Origin of the sequence: Komagataeibacter diospyri (assembly GCF_043995075.1) — a bacterium.
GTDB classification, from domain to species: domain Bacteria; phylum Pseudomonadota; class Alphaproteobacteria; order Acetobacterales; family Acetobacteraceae; genus Komagataeibacter; species Komagataeibacter diospyri.
Genome location: NZ_CP171837.1, coordinates 259,675 through 278,825, shown reverse-complemented (window position 1 = coordinate 278,825; position 19,151 = coordinate 259,675). Strand labels below are relative to the sequence as shown.

General features: G+C 58.5%; 20 protein-coding genes. 5 read left to right on the top strand and 15 right to left on the bottom strand.

Translation table 11 applies throughout. The features are described from left to right. Nucleotide 1: 1 nt before the first annotated feature. Nucleotides 2-787, bottom strand: coding sequence for an RES family NAD+ phosphorylase (locus ACE2AA_RS17690; protein ID WP_236944623.1), 786 nt, complete (start codon nucleotides 785-787; stop codon nucleotides 2-4). Continuing rightward, nucleotides 780-1,463 carry a hypothetical protein gene (locus tag ACE2AA_RS17685; protein WP_010512313.1) on the bottom strand — a complete coding sequence of 228 codons (684 nt, stop codon included), beginning with the start codon at nucleotides 1,461-1,463 and terminating at the stop codon, nucleotides 780-782. The genes ACE2AA_RS17690 and ACE2AA_RS17685 overlap by 8 nt, the downstream gene beginning before the upstream one ends. A 431-nt stretch (nucleotides 1,464-1,894) precedes the next feature. Between ACE2AA_RS17685 and ACE2AA_RS17680 the strand changes: the two genes are divergently transcribed. After that, on the top strand, nucleotides 1,895-2,164 hold the full coding sequence (locus ACE2AA_RS17680; protein WP_167370176.1) for a DNA-binding protein: 270 nt from the start codon (nucleotides 1,895-1,897) through the stop codon (nucleotides 2,162-2,164). 95 nt (nucleotides 2,165-2,259) lie between these two features. Here ACE2AA_RS17680 and ACE2AA_RS17675 read toward each other — a convergent pair whose 3' ends face one another. The 13 genes from ACE2AA_RS17675 to ACE2AA_RS17615 form a co-directional block, all read right to left on the bottom strand. Then, the gene (locus tag ACE2AA_RS17675) at nucleotides 2,260-5,343 is read right to left on the bottom strand and encodes an ATP-binding protein (RefSeq protein WP_395372380.1); all 3,084 of its coding nucleotides are present in this window, start codon (nucleotides 5,341-5,343) and stop codon (nucleotides 2,260-2,262) included. A gap of 13 nt (nucleotides 5,344-5,356) precedes the next feature. Beyond that, entirely contained in the window at nucleotides 5,357-5,758 is a 402-nt protein-coding gene (locus ACE2AA_RS17670; RefSeq protein ID WP_236944622.1) for a hypothetical protein, read from the bottom strand. A gap of 274 nt (nucleotides 5,759-6,032) precedes the next feature. Continuing rightward, the gene (locus tag ACE2AA_RS17665) at nucleotides 6,033-6,503 is read right to left on the bottom strand and encodes a hypothetical protein (protein ID WP_078524684.1); all 471 of its coding nucleotides are present in this window, start codon (nucleotides 6,501-6,503) and stop codon (nucleotides 6,033-6,035) included. A 187-nt stretch (nucleotides 6,504-6,690) separates the two neighbouring features. Further along, nucleotides 6,691-6,969, bottom strand: a complete 279-nt coding sequence (locus ACE2AA_RS17660; protein WP_003625676.1) for a DNA-binding transcriptional regulator — start codon at nucleotides 6,967-6,969, stop codon at nucleotides 6,691-6,693. Beyond that, nucleotides 6,938-7,210 (bottom strand): BrnT family toxin, encoded by a 273-nt coding sequence (locus ACE2AA_RS17655; protein WP_048852463.1) that lies wholly within the window; start codon nucleotides 7,208-7,210, stop codon nucleotides 6,938-6,940. Before ACE2AA_RS17655 ends, ACE2AA_RS17660 begins: the two co-directional genes overlap by 32 nt. Nucleotides 7,211-8,117: 907 nt before the next feature. Further along, a complete protein-coding gene (locus ACE2AA_RS17650; RefSeq protein WP_395372377.1) occupies nucleotides 8,118-8,663 on the bottom strand; it encodes a hypothetical protein in 546 nt (181 codons plus the stop codon). A gap of 17 nt (nucleotides 8,664-8,680) precedes the next feature. After that, nucleotides 8,681-9,511, bottom strand: a complete 831-nt coding sequence (locus tag ACE2AA_RS17645; protein WP_395372375.1) for a hypothetical protein — start codon at nucleotides 9,509-9,511, stop codon at nucleotides 8,681-8,683. A 402-nt stretch (nucleotides 9,512-9,913) separates the two neighbouring features. Continuing rightward, a complete protein-coding gene (locus ACE2AA_RS17640; protein WP_395372373.1) occupies nucleotides 9,914-11,152 on the bottom strand; it encodes a DotG/IcmE/VirB10 family protein in 1,239 nt (412 codons plus the stop codon). Continuing rightward, on the bottom strand, nucleotides 11,152-12,132 hold the full coding sequence (locus ACE2AA_RS17635; RefSeq protein WP_395372371.1) for a DotH/IcmK family type IV secretion protein: 981 nt from the start codon (nucleotides 12,130-12,132) through the stop codon (nucleotides 11,152-11,154). The genes ACE2AA_RS17640 and ACE2AA_RS17635 overlap by 1 nt, the downstream gene beginning before the upstream one ends. Further along, nucleotides 12,129-12,764, bottom strand: coding sequence for a DotI/IcmL/TraM family protein (locus tag ACE2AA_RS17630; protein ID WP_053323851.1), 636 nt, complete (start codon nucleotides 12,762-12,764; stop codon nucleotides 12,129-12,131). Before ACE2AA_RS17630 ends, ACE2AA_RS17635 begins: the two co-directional genes overlap by 4 nt. 133 nt (nucleotides 12,765-12,897) lie before the next feature. Further along, nucleotides 12,898-13,776 (bottom strand): hypothetical protein, encoded by an 879-nt coding sequence (locus tag ACE2AA_RS17625; protein ID WP_395372368.1) that lies wholly within the window; start codon nucleotides 13,774-13,776, stop codon nucleotides 12,898-12,900. A gap of 248 nt (nucleotides 13,777-14,024) precedes the next feature. After that, the gene (locus tag ACE2AA_RS17620; protein WP_395372366.1) at nucleotides 14,025-14,828 is read right to left on the bottom strand and encodes a helix-turn-helix domain-containing protein; all 804 of its coding nucleotides are present in this window, start codon (nucleotides 14,826-14,828) and stop codon (nucleotides 14,025-14,027) included. A gap of 355 nt (nucleotides 14,829-15,183) precedes the next feature. After that, nucleotides 15,184-15,561, bottom strand: a complete 378-nt coding sequence (locus tag ACE2AA_RS17615) for a hypothetical protein (RefSeq protein WP_130731470.1) — start codon at nucleotides 15,559-15,561, stop codon at nucleotides 15,184-15,186. On the opposite strand from ACE2AA_RS17615, the gene ACE2AA_RS17610 reads away from it, so the two are divergent. Genes ACE2AA_RS17610 through ACE2AA_RS17595 form a run of 4 tightly spaced genes read left to right on the top strand, consistent with a single transcriptional unit; the run spans nucleotide 15,560 to nucleotide 19,145 of the window. Next, nucleotides 15,560-15,949: a hypothetical protein gene (locus tag ACE2AA_RS17610; protein ID WP_242621813.1), complete on the top strand. Its 390-nt coding sequence runs from the start codon at nucleotides 15,560-15,562 to the stop codon at nucleotides 15,947-15,949. The genes ACE2AA_RS17615 and ACE2AA_RS17610 overlap by 2 nt on opposite strands. Continuing rightward, a complete protein-coding gene (locus ACE2AA_RS17605) occupies nucleotides 15,946-16,533 on the top strand; it encodes a hypothetical protein (protein ID WP_395372364.1) in 588 nt (195 codons plus the stop codon). Before ACE2AA_RS17610 ends, ACE2AA_RS17605 begins: the two co-directional genes overlap by 4 nt. Next, nucleotides 16,533-17,717, top strand: a complete 1,185-nt coding sequence (locus ACE2AA_RS17600) for a hypothetical protein (RefSeq protein WP_395372362.1) — start codon at nucleotides 16,533-16,535, stop codon at nucleotides 17,715-17,717. The genes ACE2AA_RS17605 and ACE2AA_RS17600 overlap by 1 nt, the downstream gene beginning before the upstream one ends. Nucleotides 17,718-17,726: 9 nt before the next feature. Continuing rightward, a complete protein-coding gene (locus ACE2AA_RS17595) occupies nucleotides 17,727-19,145 on the top strand; it encodes a hypothetical protein (protein WP_141299357.1) in 1,419 nt (472 codons plus the stop codon). Nucleotides 19,146-19,151: the final 6 nt, after the last annotated feature.

Below are 19,151 nucleotides of genomic sequence, written 5' to 3'. Positions count from 1 at the left end.
ATTACTTCCCAGTGATCTGGACACCGATGGTCTCGGCTAACTCGACTAGAGCCGCATAAGTGTCTTCATTTTCCACGATATCGACCGAAGGTGCAATACTGCTCAATGGATCTGGTGGCAAGCGATCTCCAAATAGGATGATAGCGCGCGCACGGTCGTCCTGACGCGACACCCACTCTAAACCTTGAACGTCTGGGCACTGAGCGTGAATGGCTTCGGCCCACTTGCGCGTTTGAGGATATATATCCTTATCAGTCTCAATGAGATCAACACGTGGAATACCGAGCTTGCGCAAGGCTGTGCTGCTAAGATCTGCAAGCGTGAGGTCAGTCGAGGACTGAAGTTGTGAATATTGATGGTTCTTTAGCTTTCGCTTTGCAACGGTCTTCAGTCCTGGCTCATGGGGAACATCATGGAAGACGGTCTCCATGGCTGCACATTCTAACGTCGTGCCGCCATAAATGGTCGGAATGGATATACCATTTGCATCAATGATCGGGCTAAATCGGGCATTTCCTTGGGGACCAGGATTGAACGTATTTGCTCCGTAAGTCTCAGGATGGATGCGGTGGATTGTCTTGTCTGCCGACCAAATCGTTTTTTTTACGAGAGCATTAAGGTCTGGAGGGGGACGCGCGATTGTGCAGGACGTTGCTGTGACGGCGACAGGCGGGGTCGACGGTGACTCTGTCGTCTTCGGTTTTGCGCGAGATGTGGATATCTTCGTTGTACCGGAATGCGCGGTGCTACGAGGCTTTGGCTGAGTTGGCCGCCTCGGTTTAACCATGGAGCACACCTGCAATTTCGTCTTCTGCTGCCGCTAAGACGCGCTCTGGCGCACTTTTAAGTAAATCCTTAGGAGCCGTGCCGCCAAGAAAGCTGTTTGCTGACGCAAACCAGATTGCAATGTCCCATGCATCCAGTTTGCCTTTGAACACCTTTAGAATTGGGACAAGTCCCTTGATTGGGCGGTATTGCATGTCGCGGTCGAGTGCATACGCCGGATACAGATCATTCCCGTCATGTCGCAAAGCAAAAACTTTTCCTTCGCGTTTCCATTTGTTTGGCTGGGCGCTGGCATTTTGGCCTTTGAAACCTGCAATTTCAGATAGTCGAACAGCGCTGATCCACTCTGCGCTCTCAAGAACCGTTTGCCGAGCATCTGCGTTCATGCGTGCCTCAGTAATGAGGTGCTCGGGAGGAGACGCAGCCGGAACAAGTGCATCAACAAGCTTCTTGAGGGTCGCTGTTTTATGAATGGCAAGCCGATCAATGATCAGGGGAGCAATAAGCCGAACGGCCTCTGCAAATGCCGATGCGGTGCTTTTATTGGCATGTGCAAGTTGAAACACAACGAATTGATTGTTGTCTGTATCCTGCAGACTTTCGCGAATTTCACGAACAGAGCCAGTTATCGGCTTAATGCCGGTGTTCGTGATTTCTCGATTTGGGACTGCGACCATGATTCCCTCCTGGGATATGATAGATAGATATATATATAGATATCCTACCTAGTCAATGATGGTGAGTAGCGGTGATCGTTCCGTGACGGGTGATGCAGCAGGCGACGCCTAACACCACTTGTGAGGTGGCGAGTTCGAAGTCGATTGAGGCACGCGTAAGGGCTTTGGGCAACATGGGAACGAACAGGGCCTGGGGCAGCATTGAAGGCAAATTTGGTACCTTGAAGACCGATGCTGCGCCCGAAGCAGGGGGGCGGATCTGCGCTCTTTTTTATACGCACCTGCACTATGGCGGGGAGTGCGAACACCGTTTTCTACGCGAGGAGCCGACTGCTGGTAGGAAGGGTGCCGTAAAAGGCGGGTGCCAGAGTTCGCAGAAGGTCATATATGACGGTATAAGGCGTGTTGTATGTCAGATATGAATTATAGTCATGGGCTCACCCAAATTTCGCTTGGCTCTTGAACAACTTGGCCATGACCTTCGTGGCGCGCGCCTGGAAAAGGGAGATTCCGGTGTTGGGATCGGCACTCTGGCCGACCTGATTGATATCCGCATGGACGATCTGGGACTGGCGTTGACTGCTGAACGTCAGCCTCGTCGAGGCCGAGCTTCCGCGACCACGTTACGCAGGCAGCAGGACAAGGATAAGGCCGCGCATGGGAGAACGGGTGTTATTGATCTGGACGGTGCTTCGTTCTGATGCCTGATTTCAGCGCCAATATCGTAATCGGCGTTTGCTTCAACATCGCTGTAACATTCAAGACGTGAGGCAGTCAGGCGAATATCGGTCACTTTCTACCCAGTGGTAAATTCGAGTTCCGATTGTTCATCAATGGCGCGCAGGGTTTCATACAATCCTGCGGCCACGCCTCTACCTTCCACGATCTCATCCGCCAGTTCATCCAGAACGCTGGCAAATGCTTCATCGGTCGCGAGACCGAAAACATTCATGCGCTCGCTTTTTCTGCGTTCGATCTCGCTATTTGCTGTTCCCGAGGGAAATACGGTGGCGAGCATCCGCAGGGCGCGGGCAAAATGGATCCGTTTATAAAGGCGCGAACGGAGCGCCGTGTCGCCAGGCGTCGTTGAGAAAGACCAGAGTTCGATTGGCCCCAGGACGTTCACCAGAAGCTGTTCATACTTTGCTTCTCCGGCCGACATGTCCACGAAGAATGGCGCACCATTCTTTCCCGGACCCGGCAGCGCGTTGCGAATGACATAGGCGCTGGCATCGGACAGCTTGAAACGTCGGATAAGACTGTCTGCCGTCTCCTGATCACCGCATTTGAGGACCCATCGGGCGGTTGATATCTTGTAGAGATCCTCGCTGAAATCGGTATGGTTCTGTGAAATGAAGGCGAGCTGGACGTTGTGCTTGCGTCCCTCGCGGCCGTCGCGCACAGCCTGCTTGTCTACCTGGGGCGCGGGTTCGGTGCGGTGCCACTCATCGAAGTCGACACGTTTCGTCGTTTCGTACATCTCCGTGAAACGGGCGAGATGATAGTCCCGCATGGACGGGGGCATATGCGGGTCGTCCGCATAATCGGGATGCAGAAAGAAATTCCGGGCCAGGATATGGCGGCCAAGCATATACATGAGTGCCGTCTGGCGGTTGGCTGCGGGAGAGCCGGAAGGTGCCACCTCGGCAAGATCGAGAACGATCACGCGCGCATCCCCCATATCCAGCCTTGTCGGGGACGCCAGCATGGGAAAATTCTTGATCACGTTCATGATGTAGCGATCAAACGTGTCGATCAGGCTTTCACCAGTTTCCAGGGTGATCTTGGAATAGCGTTTTTCGATTTCCGGGCTGCGGGCCGCAATCAGCAGATCCTGCAGGACCGGTATGGCATGACGCTGGGCAAAACCTGCGAGGCGGTACTCCCTGAGACTGACAAGGGCATCGACGACATCCCGCCACCATGTCGGATCGTCCTCTCCCGCATGGTGGGGCAGGCTTATGCCCAGCGATGTTATTGCGGCATCGACATCCGGCTCGATCCCTGGCGTGTAGATTTTAGGCGTGCTCCCCTGCACCCCGGTACAGAGGCGGTAGGCTTCATCAATCACGTCCTCTACCAGGTGGTCCATGCCCTCCCAAGGCCTGCCATCCAGCGGCGTGGCAAGGAGCGAGATGAAATTCTGCAGGAAAACGCGCTCGAGTGGCAGGGGATATTCCAGTCCGACCTGGGTATCGAAGACATTGACCTCGAAGCCCGGGATTGCCTGCATTTTGACGTAAACCGCCTCGTGCTGGCGTTCGGGGCCAAGCGCGTTGCGCAGCATCTCGATCAGTCCGCGCGAGGACGGCCCTATATCGAGCTTGCCGATATAGGGGAGCTTGGTGCCGTGGCTGCTGATCGCGGCGCTGCTGAGGATCAAGCCCAGCAGAATGGTATTGGCCAGAACGGATTTTCCGCCGCCAGGCGGGGCTACGATAATGTCTACGACGGATGGGCGTAGCCCGCCCCCGGTCGGATCGTAGGGCCAGATTGAACCATCGGGTTTGCGGAAGAGGATGGATCCTCTCTGCCACGGTGATGCACTGCGTGCCCACGGCATCATGGAGAACGCGTCACCGACAAGGGCGAGCGATGAGGTCGCAGTCGAACCGAGCGCCAGGGCAGGGACAGAACCCATGGCCGCTTCCAGCGGATCGCCGGAAATCCGAGTTGTCTTGCTGTTGCCCCACGCATCAATCGCCTGGGAGAGGTCCGACGCCTGCCGTCGCAGCTTCGCCTCTGCTCCAACCGGAGCCCAGGTTGTGGCGGTCATGCGCATCCGCACGGAATTATGGTTGTTTTTCTGGCGCTCCAGCTTGAGTGCGGCAAACGCCCGTCGAATGTCGCTATTTCCGGGGAACATCGCCAGAAACCCGGCTCCGGCTTCCTTGAAGCCGAAGGCGGCGCGGCCACCACCCTCCAGGATCATGGCGCTGCGCCATGGCAGTCTCTTGCGGCCAAGCACGCTGGAGAGTTCGGAAAACGGGCGCGGATCCTCTGGGCCAATCGTCATGTCGACCGGGGCGTATGTATAATCCCCCACGGTCACGAGTTGTCCGCCTTTCGTTTCGGCGTCGGCATTGAAAATCTGGTCCCGGATCGCCGGCCAGAGCAGGCCCTGCGGGTGTGGCTGCGGATCATCCAGATCGTCGGGAAGCCGTGGCATGACCCGGTCACCCAGCAGGGTCGGTTTCCAGGCGGACCCCGCCGTTTCACGATAGGTCGCTTCGCGCGCGACCTGCAATGCCTGATGTGGGCCGAGGAATTCGCAGGAAATGTCGAACCCCTGCAGGGCAGCCTGGACGCGTGAAATGAACGATTCATGGCGGGCCGCCATGATATCGGAGCGCAGGGCAAAACGTTGGGTATTGCCCACGCGGGGAAATTGGGAGGCAAGGGTCCGGCGCTCCTCTGCCACCTGTTTGCGGTCCTCACGTGTCAGTACGCTGGGCCGGGTCCACAGGACATAGCAAGTGGCCTCCCAGCGCATGACGTTTGGCCAGCGCCGGCGCCTCTCTTCGATGACGTCCGAAAGGTCTGCTCCGATCTGTCTGGCTATGGACCGGCAACCATTGAGACTCAGGCGGTCAATCTCGATACCCGAGCGATCGGGATCGGAAATATACCATCCCACAATGGCATGGCCACGTTCTTCAAGGAGACCCTGCAATTCTATACGCTGCTGCTCGGCGAGCGCTTCCACTTCCTGCCGCGTGCACATGCGACGCAGGCCATTGATGCGCAGTACGGAGACATATTCACCGCGTTTGGTGATGAGATGGTCCCCGTGCGTACTTTCCACATCGCAGAATGAGGCAAGGGGCTGGCGCAGCCCGAGGCTGATGCCGGCCAGCAGACTGGAAAGAATACCGCCCATTGATATGATCCTGTCATGTCATGACCGGTTGGGGATCGGCATCAAGCCATTCCCTGACGAGCGCCGGGTAGATGTCGGTGGGGCCGTTGTAGAGACGGCCCAGGGGGAAGAGCCGGATGCCGTCCATCAGGGTGGTCGCGCTTTCATTGATCTGCGGGTCAGCCCGGTTCGCCATCAGCAGGGCAGTCGCCAGCAGTCGGGGAGAGGTTGTCTCCAGCCGCCGCCGGGCTTCGGTCGTTCGCGCGTGCAAAGCGCGGAGCACAGCGAGAGCGCTTTTGCATTGCGCAGGCATCATCGCGGTGTCCGACCCTGACGCAATCGTGTCCATTGCACGATGCCAGACGACATCCTGTCCGTTTGGCCCATTGCCGAGCGTCTGGATGAGGGCCTGATGCGCGCAGCGGGTCAGGGTCATGATGCGGGCCTGCGGCAGTTTCGGCCACCATATCAGGACGGCTTCGCGTTCAATGGCCGGACGGGTCGGATCCTGCAGAATGTTGCATAAGGCGCAGACAGGCCCGGGTCCGTCACCATGCCATGGAAACCTGCGACCAGGCGTTATCAGGCCGCAGCAGGCACATGTGAAAAGGCCCGACTCACCCATCTCCCTGGCGCCTGGCGCTGACGGATCCCATGGGCGCGGCAGCAGCCGGAAAGACTGTGTGAGACGGGCCATTGCGATCGGGTTCCTAGCCGCCGCTCGTGAACTGATAGGCCTGAGCCTGCGTACCAACGGTTGCCGAGCCGCCGGACGCGGTGTTGGCAGCCTTGTTGATCCACTGCGGACCCGTTGCGAACAGACCGCACAGCACGATGCCGGCGATTGCCATACCGACCTTTCCGGGCGAACGGTTCTGTTCGTTGCGGCTCTGCCAGGCCGCCCATACGCCGCCGATGAAGCAGATGAAGGCAGCGACATACATGCATGCAGCAGCGACAAAGCCGCCCGCTGTCAGCCCCTCCTGGGCGGTGGCCTGCATCTGGGCCCCGATACCGTTTGCGCTGCCGGTTGCGGATTGGGCCAGCGCATGGCTGGCAATGAGGATCGGGACGGCCAATGTGCCAAGTGCCGTGACGGCACGCTGTCTGTATCCGGCCCGTTGTGTCACCAGACGCGTCAGTCGCGCCGCGTCGGGGATGCTTGTGCGAGAGAGGTTCATGGTCAAGGGCTCCGTTAAAGAGGGAGGCATGTCCCTCAGAGGAGTCTTCGGCCAGTAACATGCGACTGCGAATGTTTTTTCCGAAAAAATCTACCTTGTCGAACATTACACTATGACTTCGGTATAAAAATGGCTATCCGGCGTTTGGGGTTGATGGGCTGAATCCCCGGCTGGTTGGGAAGGCAGCTCAGGCCACCGCCTGAGCTACCATATCGGGGTGCCGTCCGATGACCCGAACGTAGGCTACAGCGAAGTCGGGGGCCATCGCCCGTGCCTGCTCCCAGTCCCGTAATGTACCGACAGGAACGCGGAAACGGCTGGCAAATTCGACCTGAGACAGACCGAGATCGTTACGGGTTTTACGGATCAACCGCGCCCTTTGCCCACGCTCCATGCCTTCGATGGATACCGCGCGGTCTTCGGAATCCGCCGGATCAGCAGGCAGAATGATATGCTCTCTCTTCACCTTTGTTGCTCCTTCTCACGGAAATAAAGCGGGGCAGATCGTCCCGCCAGACAAACACACCGGTGAACAGCTTCTCGCCCACGACGCCAACCACTTTGTAGCGATCCTCCTCATCCTCAATGCGGATGGTGGGCAAGATCAGGTGATTATCGTCCTCGAAAATACGGTCGCCAAAGGCCAGAGACAGTTTGTGCTTTTTTTGGTTGGCGAGGTCTTTTGCGGGGTCAAACCTGTTATCCATGAGACGATAATACGGGATTACCGTAGTTGCTGTAAAGTGAAAACTACGGGCATCCCGCAACTTTTAGCCATTTCGACAGGTCACCATCAACCTCGTATGCCCGATAGCATAAAAATCCGGGGCATATATCTTTATCCAGAATCGCTCGAATATTTAGTAATAATGAAATATTTCTTGTTTAATTTCTATAAAATATGAACAGTAAGCGAAAGTGATCGAGAATAGTTTAGGTATTAACGTGAATACACCCTTATTTCTGCATGGACATCAAATTTTATGGGTCTGTTATACTAATTATAAACAAGTATCATACGATCAACCATTGATTGGAACGGACGATAAACTCTCAATTATCCTTGATAGGCATTTTAGAAATACCATAACCAAGAACGCCAATGATGATTGGCATGCCAATAAAGGCGAAGAACTGCATAAAGGTCATTCTCGAAGCCCTCCTAAAACGGCTTGTGCCCGCTGATGGAGAAAATACGCCATTCCCAGCCAGAAAGCGACTCCCAAGATAACGATATGAGTAGGAACGCGGTTGGCTGTCAGATTAAAAAATGACGCAGCCAAAGGAGATAGAACACCTAGCGAAAGGCAAGATCCCGCAGCGGTATTCAGCAGGTTTGCCCGCAGCTTGGTCCGTTCGTTATGAACAAGATTACCCATCCCAGCCATCGCGTTCGGCGGCTTCAAGTTCCCTTGCGATCAGCCGGCGGATTGCTCCAGCACGGTTAATGCCCTGGCGCACGGCCACATGTGGCCATCTCTCCAGATGGGGCGCGCCCCGCTTTTTCGGGTTATTATTTCCCAATTTTATCATGTTTATTGGTTATCAAAAAAATGCGCAGGAAGAAAGTGTCGAACCTTGGCCAATCTCAGCGCTACGGGTTGGGTCATGATTTTAGCCGGACATTGTCCAGTGGCTCAGGATCCAGGTTGCTTCCTTGACGGGATTGAGGAGGATCACGCCGAAAATGAACTGGATGAGGCAACTGAGTTTTGAGCGGTTTGTTTTTCCGGTCGCCGACGCGTTCCACGCAACGACCGCCATGAACGCCGCCCAGGCGCCGAACATTTCGAAGAACAGGGCGAAATCACTGACGATTGACAGGATGGCATCCTCTGGGCCAGTCCCGGAAATGACGCTTCCCGTCGCCGCTTCCGTGTAGCCGGTGACAGAAGCTCCCAGCGAAACCTGTGTATCGAGACCGGCAGAGGTGGCGGATTTGGTGAGTATCCTGTCAAAAGTGGCAAAGACGCCAGAGAGGACAATCCCGATCCAGGGCACCCAGGGACGGCCGACGAACGGGTTCTGGGGCTGGCGCTGCTGCCATAATCCCCATGCCCCGGTCAGGAAGGCAATCCACGCTGCAATATAGCAGGCCATTGGCAGCAGCCAGGCCATGGCGAGAGCGAGATCGTTGACGAGGTTGACCAGACCTTGCACGTCGATGTGTCCTTGCCTTACTGGATGATGCCGCGTTCAGTCTGGATCACCCACATCGTGCCGCGTTGAGAGATGGCGCGCACACGACCATATCCGCGGAGATCGGTGCCGATTTCGATTTCGGACTGCGGCGGTTGCCCGGCCGGCGCCGCGTCGTCCTGCACCATGGCAAGCTGGGGAGATGCGGCAAGTATCCGGTAGTGGGGCGTCCATGTCGGGAGCGGAGCAGGAGGCGTCGGGCGCATTTTCGCTGTCCGGGACGCTGGAGATTGCGGCGGCATTGGTGCTGGCTGCGGCTCGGCCGCCGCGGCTTCCAGAGCTGCCCGTGCCTTGTCGGCCGCGGCGCGTGTGGCGGCCGGTCCATCTGAGGGGGGTGCTTCGGCGTCGGCCACGGCTCGTTTCGCTTCGAGGAGCGACATCCGGCGGTTGAGATCCGAAGCCTTTGCCGTATCTGCGATACGCAGTCGGTCAAGATCCTGCCGGAGTGCTGCGATCTCGCTGCGGGTCCGCTGCACCAATGCTGCTTCTTCCGTTACAAGCTGCAGCACCTGCAACTGGTCGTCAGATGTCATGGGAGCCGCTTGCAGGCGGCTTGCTTTCTGGACCGCATCGTCCGTCGGAACAGCCTTTTCGATGCCAGTGTCGTGTTTCTGCGCGGGCGTGTTCTCGGCCGACGGGGTAGCCGGTATTGGGCTGGCGGGATGGGGCGGCTTTTTCATCGCAAGGAGTGCCTTGAGATCCTCATCTGTAGCCGAGACCTGAGGTGCCGGCGGTGATGGCGATGATGTAGGTGAGTGTCCCGGCGCGGGAGACGCTTTGGGGCCTGATGGCAGCGGGGCGGAAATCATTCCGACTTCCTGGGCCACGGGAGACGCCTGCCTCTTTGTTATGCCCATCACGAGGAAGAGGGAGAGCAGACTGCCGACGGCAGTACCCGCGATCATGACCTGCCTGCGACGCGGAAGCGCCCTGAAAAGGGCTATTGCATGTGGAACGGGTCGGTTTCTGTCAGGTGCTGCTGTCACAGGTTGCGGGTGAGGAGAGAGAGGCTCGGCAATTGTGTCCGGCGTGGGTGAAGGGTCAGGCTCGGGCATTGTGCCCAGCTTGCGGAACGGAACAGGTTCAATGCCGCGATCCGCGCTGAACGGATCCCGGGACGTCGTTGCGGTTGCGGCTGAGGTCATGGTGAATGCTGCCTTCTGGTAGAGAGTGCAGAATTCGTCGATATCATGCGACCGGTGCCCGAAAACTTACTTCTTCATGACGACGTCCGACATGAAGATCACGCCAACACTGACCTGAGCGGCAAGATTTACGCGCGGCTGGGTCGGCATCTGCTGCATGAGCGCGCTGTTGACCTGCGAGGCCGCCGCACCGGCCGCTACCCCCAGTTGTTGCGGGAAGTTCAGTGACTGGACGTAGTTGACGTTGCCGAGGGCTCCGATCGAACCGGTCGTGTTCGACGTCATCTCGATCGCCTGCCCGAGCCCCTGGACAAAGGCGGCAGCGGCGGGAAGAACAAAGCGCTCGACGTATAGCTGGTCAACGCTTGAGGCCACCGCAGCTTCCATGGTGTCCGGCGCAACCACCATACCTTCGACCTGGATCGGGGTTGGATCATTTTTATGGAAGACCTGATCAACGCGGACAACCAGCCTGTTCAGATGTCCCCCGGCCCTTCTGACGGATGCTTTCATCCTGTCGCCAGCGAGTGGACCTGAATCAGCTTCCAGGATGATTTCTCCCCCGAGATCGCTGTTGGTTGCTGAAACCGTATGGGCGTAAATCCCCCGCCCGGCAGGAACAAGGACGCGGGAGAGGCCCGTCTGGGAATTTGCTGTCGCCGCCGAAGTTATTGAAGGGGAGACCACCGGTTTCTTTGTCTGCTCCCTTCCGGTTTCCGTCTTTTCATACAGGACATTTGTGACAGGAAAGCGTCCATCAAGACGGCCTGCAAGATCCATGATCGCATGTCTGTATGCGGCGATTGCGTCCTTCTGGAGCTGCGGGTCACGTGGCATGGCAGCACGGAAGGCTGCATCCGTCTGCACTGGTACGACGGGAACGCTTGGCACGACCTCAGGCGCGTGCGGGGCTGGCGCTGCGGCGGCCTTGGCCATCGCCGGGTTGACGTCCGCCCCGACCTCCTGGGCGACCGCGGGCGGGGGAGGCTTGTCGTCGGGATGGGTGGGCGTGCCCGGTGCAATATCGGGTGAATACGATTGTCCCGCAGTCTGTGCCCGGTCTGCCTCGTCGCGGATCTGATCTTCGCGGAGTTCCTGCTGGCGCGGATTGGAATTCAGGCCGCCGGGCAGGGGGTTGGCGGCGGGCGGCCCGCCGGGGTCCGAGCGTGGAAGCTCCTTACGGTGGATGGTGGAGATGAGTAGCGTGACGCCAAGAACGGTGCCGATACTCCCAAGGATTGCGAGCAGACGCCGGTTTCCGCCCCGCGACGCATCACTAAGCAGATGGTTGAACCTGGGTTTCATCACTGTGCGTCCCTGATATGGGCCGAGACCGTCCGTCCCGCATCGGAGAGAAGGACAACGGGGGACTCATGGAAGGCATAGAGCGTGTATCCCCCTTCACCCTGCTCCATGCTGTCCGAGGAGGGCGTCATGAGATGAAGGCGCGTGCGAAGATAGACCTCGTTTCCAATCCGCCAGGCGCGCACGTCGTCGGGTGAAATACCCTCGACGGCCAGCGGAACGGCTGACGCTGGTGGAATGCCGCTTAGCATGGCGTTCATGTAGGGCTCGCCTGTCGCGGGCACTCCGGGGCGGCTGTCGACCGGCTCCCGGGCATTGGGCCCGCCCTCGGACATGCGAACGGTCAGGTTGTCATCGTAGGATCCACGTCCCGCGATCAACAGGAAGGAGACCGGCTTTGGCGCGTTCTGAAGCGTTACGAGCAGTCCACCTCTGGGCTGGAGCGACATCGGTTCGATATTGATGGTATTGGAGCCCTTGAACGGGACGCAGGTATAGAAACCCGTTGTCTCAACCGCAGGATTCCCGGCTGATGCGCTGCTTTTTCCGGAAGCACAGTTCGTGCTGCCGTCCGGGTTGGCGGAATTGCCAGACGTATTCCATGCGATCGGCCAGGGCTGTCCCGTGCTGTCCACGAAGGACAATGCGGTCGGATAGCCTTTTGTCGTAAAGATCAGGCTTGTCTGCTGACCAGGCGCAAAGGAGACACGGATCGCCGGGCGCGCATTAGGGGTCGCGAATTCCGTGCCGACCTGCTCCGTGGCACGACGCGCGTCCTTCAGGCGTTCCCCCAGCCGAAGGATTTCTTCGGGGGTGAAAGGAATGGCCTCATGCTCGGCCTCACCTTCGGCTGCTGTATCAGGATCGTCTGCGGGTGTCGTTGCCGCCGGCCCGGGCTGTGATGGCTGCTGTGCGAGTGCCGCAAGTGGCAGGATGGACAGGGTCAGCGGAAAGAGAGAAAGAATTCGCACGGTTGTCACTCCCTCCCCGACGAGACGACAAGCTGTTCGATGGCCAGTCCATCCGGGTGATCCAGGTCCTCCACGCGATCAATCGTCACGGTTGCCATCAGCATTTGCGTATTCTGCTGGTTGACGTTTTCGCAGGTCTGGATGAAAGGGAACTGTATTACGTAGCGCGCGTGTCCCTGCACGACAGTCTCGGCGCGTACGGTCGCGGCCCGTGTCGGCTGCGCGTAACAGAGCAGTTTTGCATCCCTGAGTTTCGCCAGATTCCCCTGCGTAATGAAAGACTTTGCAAAGGTGTTCCATCCGTTGAGCGTGTAGTGAGCGCCCGCGGTGTTCATCTGGGTTGGAAAATCACGATAGTTGATGTTGTAGGGTGCGATCGCCCATTTGACGGCCCAGCCGAGAAGCTGGTCCTGGCCAAGTACCGGACTGGTGAGGGCCACGGCCGGTCGGGGAGCGTTCTGGCCGTCAACGTAGAAATAGAGGGGTGTGGGCGGGTGTGCACGGATATAGGCGTCGTGCGCCGCGAACACGATGACGACGCCCGCCAGTGCGATGTTGAGCAGCAGTGATCTGTCTACAACAATCCCCTGAAAGTCGGGGTCGGTAAGCCGCCTGGTTACTGCGGAATTAAACAGCCGCATGGCGCGCCTCCCTTACGGGGGCATGAAAAAAAGGTGGTCATCACTCTACTCTCATTTCCCGACGGTGATGAGAGCAGGCTGGAAGTCTATCTTGCGACCGGCACGTTTTTTCTTTGATGGTTCCCGCTACTACTCAGGCGGCAATGCCATGCGTGGCGGCAATGCTGCGGCGGTACCGTCTGCTGACCCGGTCGCCTCCCTTGCGGGTGGTCCAGAAAAAGCATCCGCTCTTGCAGAGGCATTCCCGCCGGATGTAGTGGTGTTCGCCGATATAATATTCGGCCTTCGCGTGAATGAACCAGGGCACTTTGGTGCCGCGTCGTGGCGGAAGCTGCTCCCAGCAGCTTTGGGATTTCAGCGCGCTTTCCGAAATAAGGAAGTCCCGCGCAATTTCACGCGGGTTCTGAAATGCAAAATGGCGGTAGGCGATTTCAATGTTGGCGGCCTCGTGCCACCGTACCTTGTCTCCTCCCTTATGTCCTGTGAGGGTCAGCCTGTTGAGGCTGTTCCTGACAAGCCATGTCCGTCCCCGCCGGGCTTCATGAGGAAGCAGGGAGGCCTGTTCCCATGTCAGGACAGCTTCGGGATCTGCGGGAATGGCGCTCCGCTTTTCGGCAAGTATGGTCTCCGCCTGTATTTTTGAGAGCCTGAAGCGCGGTGGCAGACCAAGCTGCTTTCTTTTTGCACGCACGCTCCCGGCCGAGCGGCCAACCATCTCGGCTATGTCGGCGGTTTTATCACCACAGAGCCAGCGTTGGCCAAGGATGAGCAACTGGGTCCTTGTCCATGCTCCCCTGCGTGCAGGCGCTTCATAAAAAACATCCTGGGGTCGGTCGGCCCATTGCGCGACTGACTCCTTTACCTCCTGCACTGTCAGGGTAAGCATTGTCGCTACAAGGACCTCGTCGCACAGCCTGGCATAGAGGGCGCGCGTCATTTCTGGCGTGGGATAGGTCTGAAGCCATGTAAACAGACCGTGTTTTATGACCTGGCCGAACGATGCTGAGTTCATGGCGGTATGCCCTCGTCATCGCGTTTTCGGGATAGGCTGCGTGTTTTGAGAATAATATCTCTTAAGCGTTATATAACCGTCAAGAAATAAATAGCGCAGAACGCGCTAATATGACTCCGGACGCGGTTTCCGGTCCGCGTTGGTGATCAGCCGGGGCACATCACCTGGAATGGGCAGTCCAAGGCATAGTGCCTGCCATAAGAAAGGAGACCCCTTTCCTGACAGTCTCCATACCTTCATGCACCCGGTCAGTGGCTTGCGATATCGTCGAGGTGACCAATAATGGACTCGAGATCAGCGAGGACTTCGAGTTGTGATTGCGCGGACATTGCCCACGCGGTCATGTCCAGGGAACGCAAAAGGTCTGCGTCGTCGTGTATTCCCGGGATCAGGTAATAAACGGAGACGGACAGTCCTTCGGCAATGCGATAAACCGTTTCAAGGCTTGGATTTCTCAGCCCTGCTTCGATCAGGCTCAGGCTGGTCAGGGAAACGTGTGATTTATGGGCGATCTGGCTCGCTGTTGCCCCCTGAAGCGTCCTGAAGATCTGGATCCTGCGCCCAAATATCTCAAGGAGGTCCTGCCGTTCCCCCGAGGTGAAGGCGACACTGTGTGAATAATGATCGATCGGCAATCTGGCCGGTATTTCCGGCAGGTTAAACGTCTTTGAAATATTGCCAATAATGTCGCGTAATTTCTGGATTGCCAGATTGTAGTCCGAACACTGCTTCATGGTCTTTTTCAGCTGCGTGGCGGATGCCACCAGATCCAGATGGGCAAACCATGTTCCTTCCGGTGCACCTTGCGGAAGAATATCGCGCGGATCTATCTCGAATACCCGTAGCAGCGCCGATAATGTTTCCAGGGAAACCGGACGACCTGCTTCGATGCTCCGTATGACCGATACATTCAACCGTGCCAGTTTGGCGAGGTGCACCTGCGTCCAGTCAAGCGCAGTCCGCCTGTCATAAATGATTTCCCCGATGTCTTTATATAATTGGCCGGACGCAAATAAAGCCTCGGCTTGCATCTTGCCATTGTCATGGGACATTTTCGTTTACTCTCACGGCAGGCATTTTCCTCAGCAAAAGAAACTTCCAACATCCAGAAGATATCGACTGGCCGCGTCCTGACAGCGGATCAGCCGTGACGGAACGTCATGATAGTCGAGTTGGAGCCCGTAAAAAAGGTGTCTGAGGTCGCAAAGGCCGCTGCTCTGGTCAGGAGAACTTGATGGAGACACTCATATGCCTGTTATGCCTGCCGTGGTTATGGCGCTGGCCTCTGGCCCCATATCTGCCACACCTGCCGCGTTTCATCTGGTCCAGACAACCTCTCCGGACACTCCGCCCCAGTTGGCATTGACGTTGCCCTCAACGGGGACGACCGGCGGGGAGACCTTACCCTCACCGGGAGATGCTGGTCAGGAAGGGCCGGGCGTATTGCCGGGTACTGGTACGGATCCTCGAACATCCGGCAATGTTCCAGCCCGTCGATATTTCCATATCGCCAGTGGATACGGAAAGCAGGTTCCACTTGGCTTCGCCATACGCCAGATCGTTCCGCATGGGGTGCGTGTCGTGTTCGCGGCGGACGTGGACACCAGCGTTCCTGTTGACTGGCAGGGCGGCCGGGAATGGAACAAGGTTCTGGCGACCACGGTAGCCCAGGCGGGCGACGTCATTGATGTCGGTCATAATAAAGTCGCGGTCCGACGTCGAATTCGCTGACCGGTCGCATGATGGCCCGACACCTTCGTCGTAATCACCCGAGGAAGGTTCCATGAACAAGCCCTCATCCGTCCGGAAATCCGGACCTTCTTCCCCGATGCCCAATGTCGCCCTTGCGCTGGATGCGCTCGGCGAGATCTGGCGCATCAGGGGCGGAGAGGACGTCATTGCGATGTTGGACAATGATATGACAGCGAGGACGGCCTGGCACGCCATCCTCGCTGGTGTTGCGCCGCATGAATGGCCTGATCTGGTCAGCTCCCTTGATGCGCTGATCCCCTATCTGCGCGGCCGCAGGGACCTGTTGTCGGCGGACAGCCCTTTTGGACATGGCGTGATCTCGGAAAGCAGGCGCCAGGCGCTTCATCGCCTTCTTGCTCCGGAAAGGATTGCCCTGCTGGAGGCTGTGACGCGTCCGGCTAGACGTCAGGAGGCCGCATGAACCGTCTGCGCTTCCGTGTCCTGTTGTCAGTGGCTGCCGCTCTTGTATCGATACAGGGGCATGCACAGACCACGTCATCAGGCGCCTCTGGTGCCACGACATCTACGGGAAGCGTCGGCTGCGCCGCCCTGACCCAGGCGGCGGCAACAGCCGTAAACGAACGCGTCCAGGCCAACGACGCCTATGAAAAGCAGCCGGATAGCGTCAACGGCCTGTCCTGCCTGAGCAATTTTTTCAACGGCACCGGACTGAATCTCATCACGAACGGCCTTGACCCCGCAGCCCTCCTGCAGGCCGTCGAGGGCCAGATAGGTGGCCAGGTCTGTCAGGCCGCGCAGGCCGCATGGGGGAACGCCATGGGGTCGACCCAATGTGGACTCAGTCTGTCGGGCGTTAACCTGGGGCTCGGTTTTGGCTCGAGTAGCGGACTCATGTGCCCGAGCCTGAGTTTCGGTGGTGGTGGGCCGCCAATTGCGACCACCATTGCGGGAACGTCGAGCGGTGCGACTGACCTGTATATCAACGGATCTCCCCAGCTTCCGACTGGATACAGCCTGAGCAATCTCGTGGACGGAGTATTCTGATGCGCCGGCTGCAGATGGTTGCCATTGGTGCCGCTTCGTGTGTCTGCGTGCTGGCAGTCACGCCGCGTCCGGCATACGCGCTTTTCAGCGATGTTGCTGTCGTAGCGGCGATCAAGCTTCTCCAGGCGTTCACGGGCAACGCCCTCAATACGATGACGAAAAACCTGACGGACAGCATCGATTCAAATCTCAGTAGCCTTACAAACCCGAATTCCGTTGCGTCTCTCCTGACGAAGGGTTTCACGCAGGTTGCCAATTACGTGAAAGCCCAGGTCGGTGCCCAGTCGCAACTCATGGATGCCCAGGACGCGGCGATGGCCGGATTTCTACGGCGTCAGCAGGAAACCGGGATCCGGGACGAGCATATGATGAATCCGGAATTCTGCGCGGGCCTTGATGCCCAGCAGTCCACCGTGGCCGCGTCCAAAGCGGCTCGGTCCGCAGTGTATGCCATTGCGACCGTGAGCGATCCCCGTGGTGAGGCAGGTCAGGGGACGCCCTCCTATTACGGCACGTCACAGGGCACGGATGCGAACATGTCCCTGCACCTCAAGCGCTACTGTTCATCCGACGACGTGGCGCAGGGGCTCTGCTCTTCCGTGTCCCGGCTGCCGAACGCCGACCAGCGTGCCGCCAGCCTGTTCGGCGCTGATACCCTGTCCGCGGATGGCGCAGTGGATGCAGCCAATGATTATGCGACCACGCTCATCCAGCCGGTAGCGCCGGCGGCCCTGCGTGGCGAGCAGCTGTCCAGCCTTCGGGGACGTGAAGCCGCAACCCGGCGCCGGTCGTACAACAGTCGTATGTCTCTTGCCCGCTGGGTCACGGGCTACGTCATATCTCTTGGTGTTCCGTCTGTCACGCTCACGCGGGACCAGAAGGCTGAAATGACGGCCGAGGGGCTCACACCGCTCGACAAGGCGTCGTGGCTGCAGGCTATGGCCCTGGAAGTCAATCGCAGGGTCTCCAGCGTAAGCTGGAACGCCTCGCTCCAGGCAATGCCTCCCGCATCGGTCATGCGCGAAGTCGCCACCGAGATGGCGCAGTCCAATTACCTTGCGCTGCAGAACTACCGTCTCGGGCTCTACCTCGCGACCATGGGAGCTGCCCGGGTTGCGCAGGAAGAAGAGGTCGCCTTCAAGGACGGCCTGACACCGATGCCTTCCCCCACGATCAATCCCTAGAGGTTTGCCATGTCTGAGGCCCAGCAGAAAACCGGCGATATCGAGGATGTGCTGAAAACCCTTGATCGCGTGCAGTCCGAATACAGGAAGCAGGCACCCGGGCAGGCCGCCGCATATGATCGGTTGCGACAGGAATCCCGAGAGCCTGACGTCCATAATGATCCCGGCTTCCGTACGCGCGTGGCATACGCCGTGCAGGATGTAGAGCGTCTTTTGGGACCGACGCTGAACGATGACCATCCGCTTCATGCTGAGATGACGGAGCGCGCGGCGCATTACCCGGGTCTGAACGAACCTGTGGTCGCTGCGATGATGCGTGAAACGCATCGCCTTCAGCAGCCAGAAGTAAACGCGATCCGGACACTTGCCAGCGAACTGGTTGAAGGACGTCAGGATCCGGACCACCCGGACATCGCGCACACCATCGAGAACCTGAGGGCGGCCGTCTTTCCCGAACCAGGGCACCAGCCAGCGCCAGGGCATGACCATGCTGCCGGGTCTACGCACGGTGAGAAAGGTCAGGCGGACAAAACCCGAGGAATGGCGTCCCCGGGGGAGGGCGCTCCGCCAGGACCGGAGCAGTCAGCCAGCAGCCAGCCCGGACAGACCCATACGACGGATCCTCAGAAGGACTTTCGAGAGAAACAGACAGGTCCGGCAAAAGATGCGCCGGAAAGCCGATCGACGACGGATAGCAATGAAACGAAGGAAAAGGCGGCGGCGAACACGCGGGAAATGAACGCGGGGGCGGGGGCCAAAGATCAGGAGCACGTCAAGGTTGTTCGCGGTGGCGGCTTTGCCCGCCTTGCGGAAGCGATTGCCTCGCGCATTGATAGCCAGCCTGCGAACCCGGCATCATCGTGGATGGAAAAGGCCGCCGATTTCAGCACCCGGCTGCACAACGCGCGTGACGAAAAGAGCCTGGAGGCGACCGAACGTCTGGGAAAGCAGGCGGTGGAGGCCCTGCGTGACCTCAGGGAGCGGCCAGCTTCCTCCATCATGGCGGCGATTTCAGATGCAGGAAAGGGCGACCCTGACGGTGTTGCCGGTGTGTTGTCGGAGATGAAGGCCGGTGGCCGGTATGCAGATCTGCATAGCCAGTTTGTGACGGAGAAACAGAATAACCAGGCGTTCGCGGCGCAACTGGAGAATGTCACCAGCAGGCTCGAAGCCTACGGAAAGGGAAGGGAAGCCGCCGAGGCAACAGGCCAGCGCATGGGAATGCCCGGCAGTGTGACGCAGCGCTTCACCCAGATCGATGCCGAGATCGGCAGGACTGCTGCCGAAGTGCCCGGAAAAAAAGAGGGAGCCAGTGCCCTGGAAGACATGAGCGAGCAGGTCCGCGAGATGATGCACAAGGCTGTGACTGCGGTGACGGATTTCATGATGCGGATGCATCCCGGTCCCACCGCCAGTCCTGCGCCGTGACCGTGC

Excerpts from the sequence above, each read along its gene's own strand:
- ACE2AA_RS17690 (WP_236944623.1), bottom strand. The coding sequence starts at position 787 with ATGGTTAAACCGAGGCGGCCAACTCAGCCAAAGCCTCGTAGCACCGCG.
- ACE2AA_RS17685 (WP_010512313.1), bottom strand. The coding sequence starts at position 1,463 with ATGGTCGCAGTCCCAAATCGAGAAATCACGAACACCGGCATTAAGCCG.
- ACE2AA_RS17680 (WP_167370176.1), top strand. The coding sequence starts at position 1,895 with ATGGGCTCACCCAAATTTCGCTTGGCTCTTGAACAACTTGGCCATGAC.
- ACE2AA_RS17675 (WP_395372380.1), bottom strand. The coding sequence starts at position 5,343 with ATGGGCGGTATTCTTTCCAGTCTGCTGGCCGGCATCAGCCTCGGGCTG.
- ACE2AA_RS17670 (WP_236944622.1), bottom strand. The coding sequence starts at position 5,758 with ATGACCCTGACCCGCTGCGCGCATCAGGCCCTCATCCAGACGCTCGGC.
- ACE2AA_RS17665 (WP_078524684.1), bottom strand. The coding sequence starts at position 6,503 with ATGAACCTCTCTCGCACAAGCATCCCCGACGCGGCGCGACTGACGCGT.
- ACE2AA_RS17655 (WP_048852463.1), bottom strand. The coding sequence starts at position 7,210 with ATGGATAACAGGTTTGACCCCGCAAAAGACCTCGCCAACCAAAAAAAG.
- ACE2AA_RS17645 (WP_395372375.1), bottom strand. The coding sequence starts at position 9,511 with ATGATTTCCGCCCCGCTGCCATCAGGCCCCAAAGCGTCTCCCGCGCCG.
- ACE2AA_RS17640 (WP_395372373.1), bottom strand. The coding sequence starts at position 11,152 with ATGAAACCCAGGTTCAACCATCTGCTTAGTGATGCGTCGCGGGGCGGA.
- ACE2AA_RS17630 (WP_053323851.1), bottom strand. The coding sequence starts at position 12,764 with ATGCGGCTGTTTAATTCCGCAGTAACCAGGCGGCTTACCGACCCCGAC.
- ACE2AA_RS17625 (WP_395372368.1), bottom strand. The coding sequence starts at position 13,776 with ATGAACTCAGCATCGTTCGGCCAGGTCATAAAACACGGTCTGTTTACA.
- ACE2AA_RS17620 (WP_395372366.1), bottom strand. The coding sequence starts at position 14,828 with ATGTCCCATGACAATGGCAAGATGCAAGCCGAGGCTTTATTTGCGTCC.
- ACE2AA_RS17610 (WP_242621813.1), top strand. The coding sequence starts at position 15,560 with ATGAACAAGCCCTCATCCGTCCGGAAATCCGGACCTTCTTCCCCGATG.
- ACE2AA_RS17615 (WP_130731470.1), bottom strand. The coding sequence starts at position 15,561 with ATGGAACCTTCCTCGGGTGATTACGACGAAGGTGTCGGGCCATCATGC.
- ACE2AA_RS17605 (WP_395372364.1), top strand. The coding sequence starts at position 15,946 with ATGAACCGTCTGCGCTTCCGTGTCCTGTTGTCAGTGGCTGCCGCTCTT.
- ACE2AA_RS17600 (WP_395372362.1), top strand. The coding sequence starts at position 16,533 with ATGCGCCGGCTGCAGATGGTTGCCATTGGTGCCGCTTCGTGTGTCTGC.
- ACE2AA_RS17595 (WP_141299357.1), top strand. The coding sequence starts at position 17,727 with ATGTCTGAGGCCCAGCAGAAAACCGGCGATATCGAGGATGTGCTGAAA.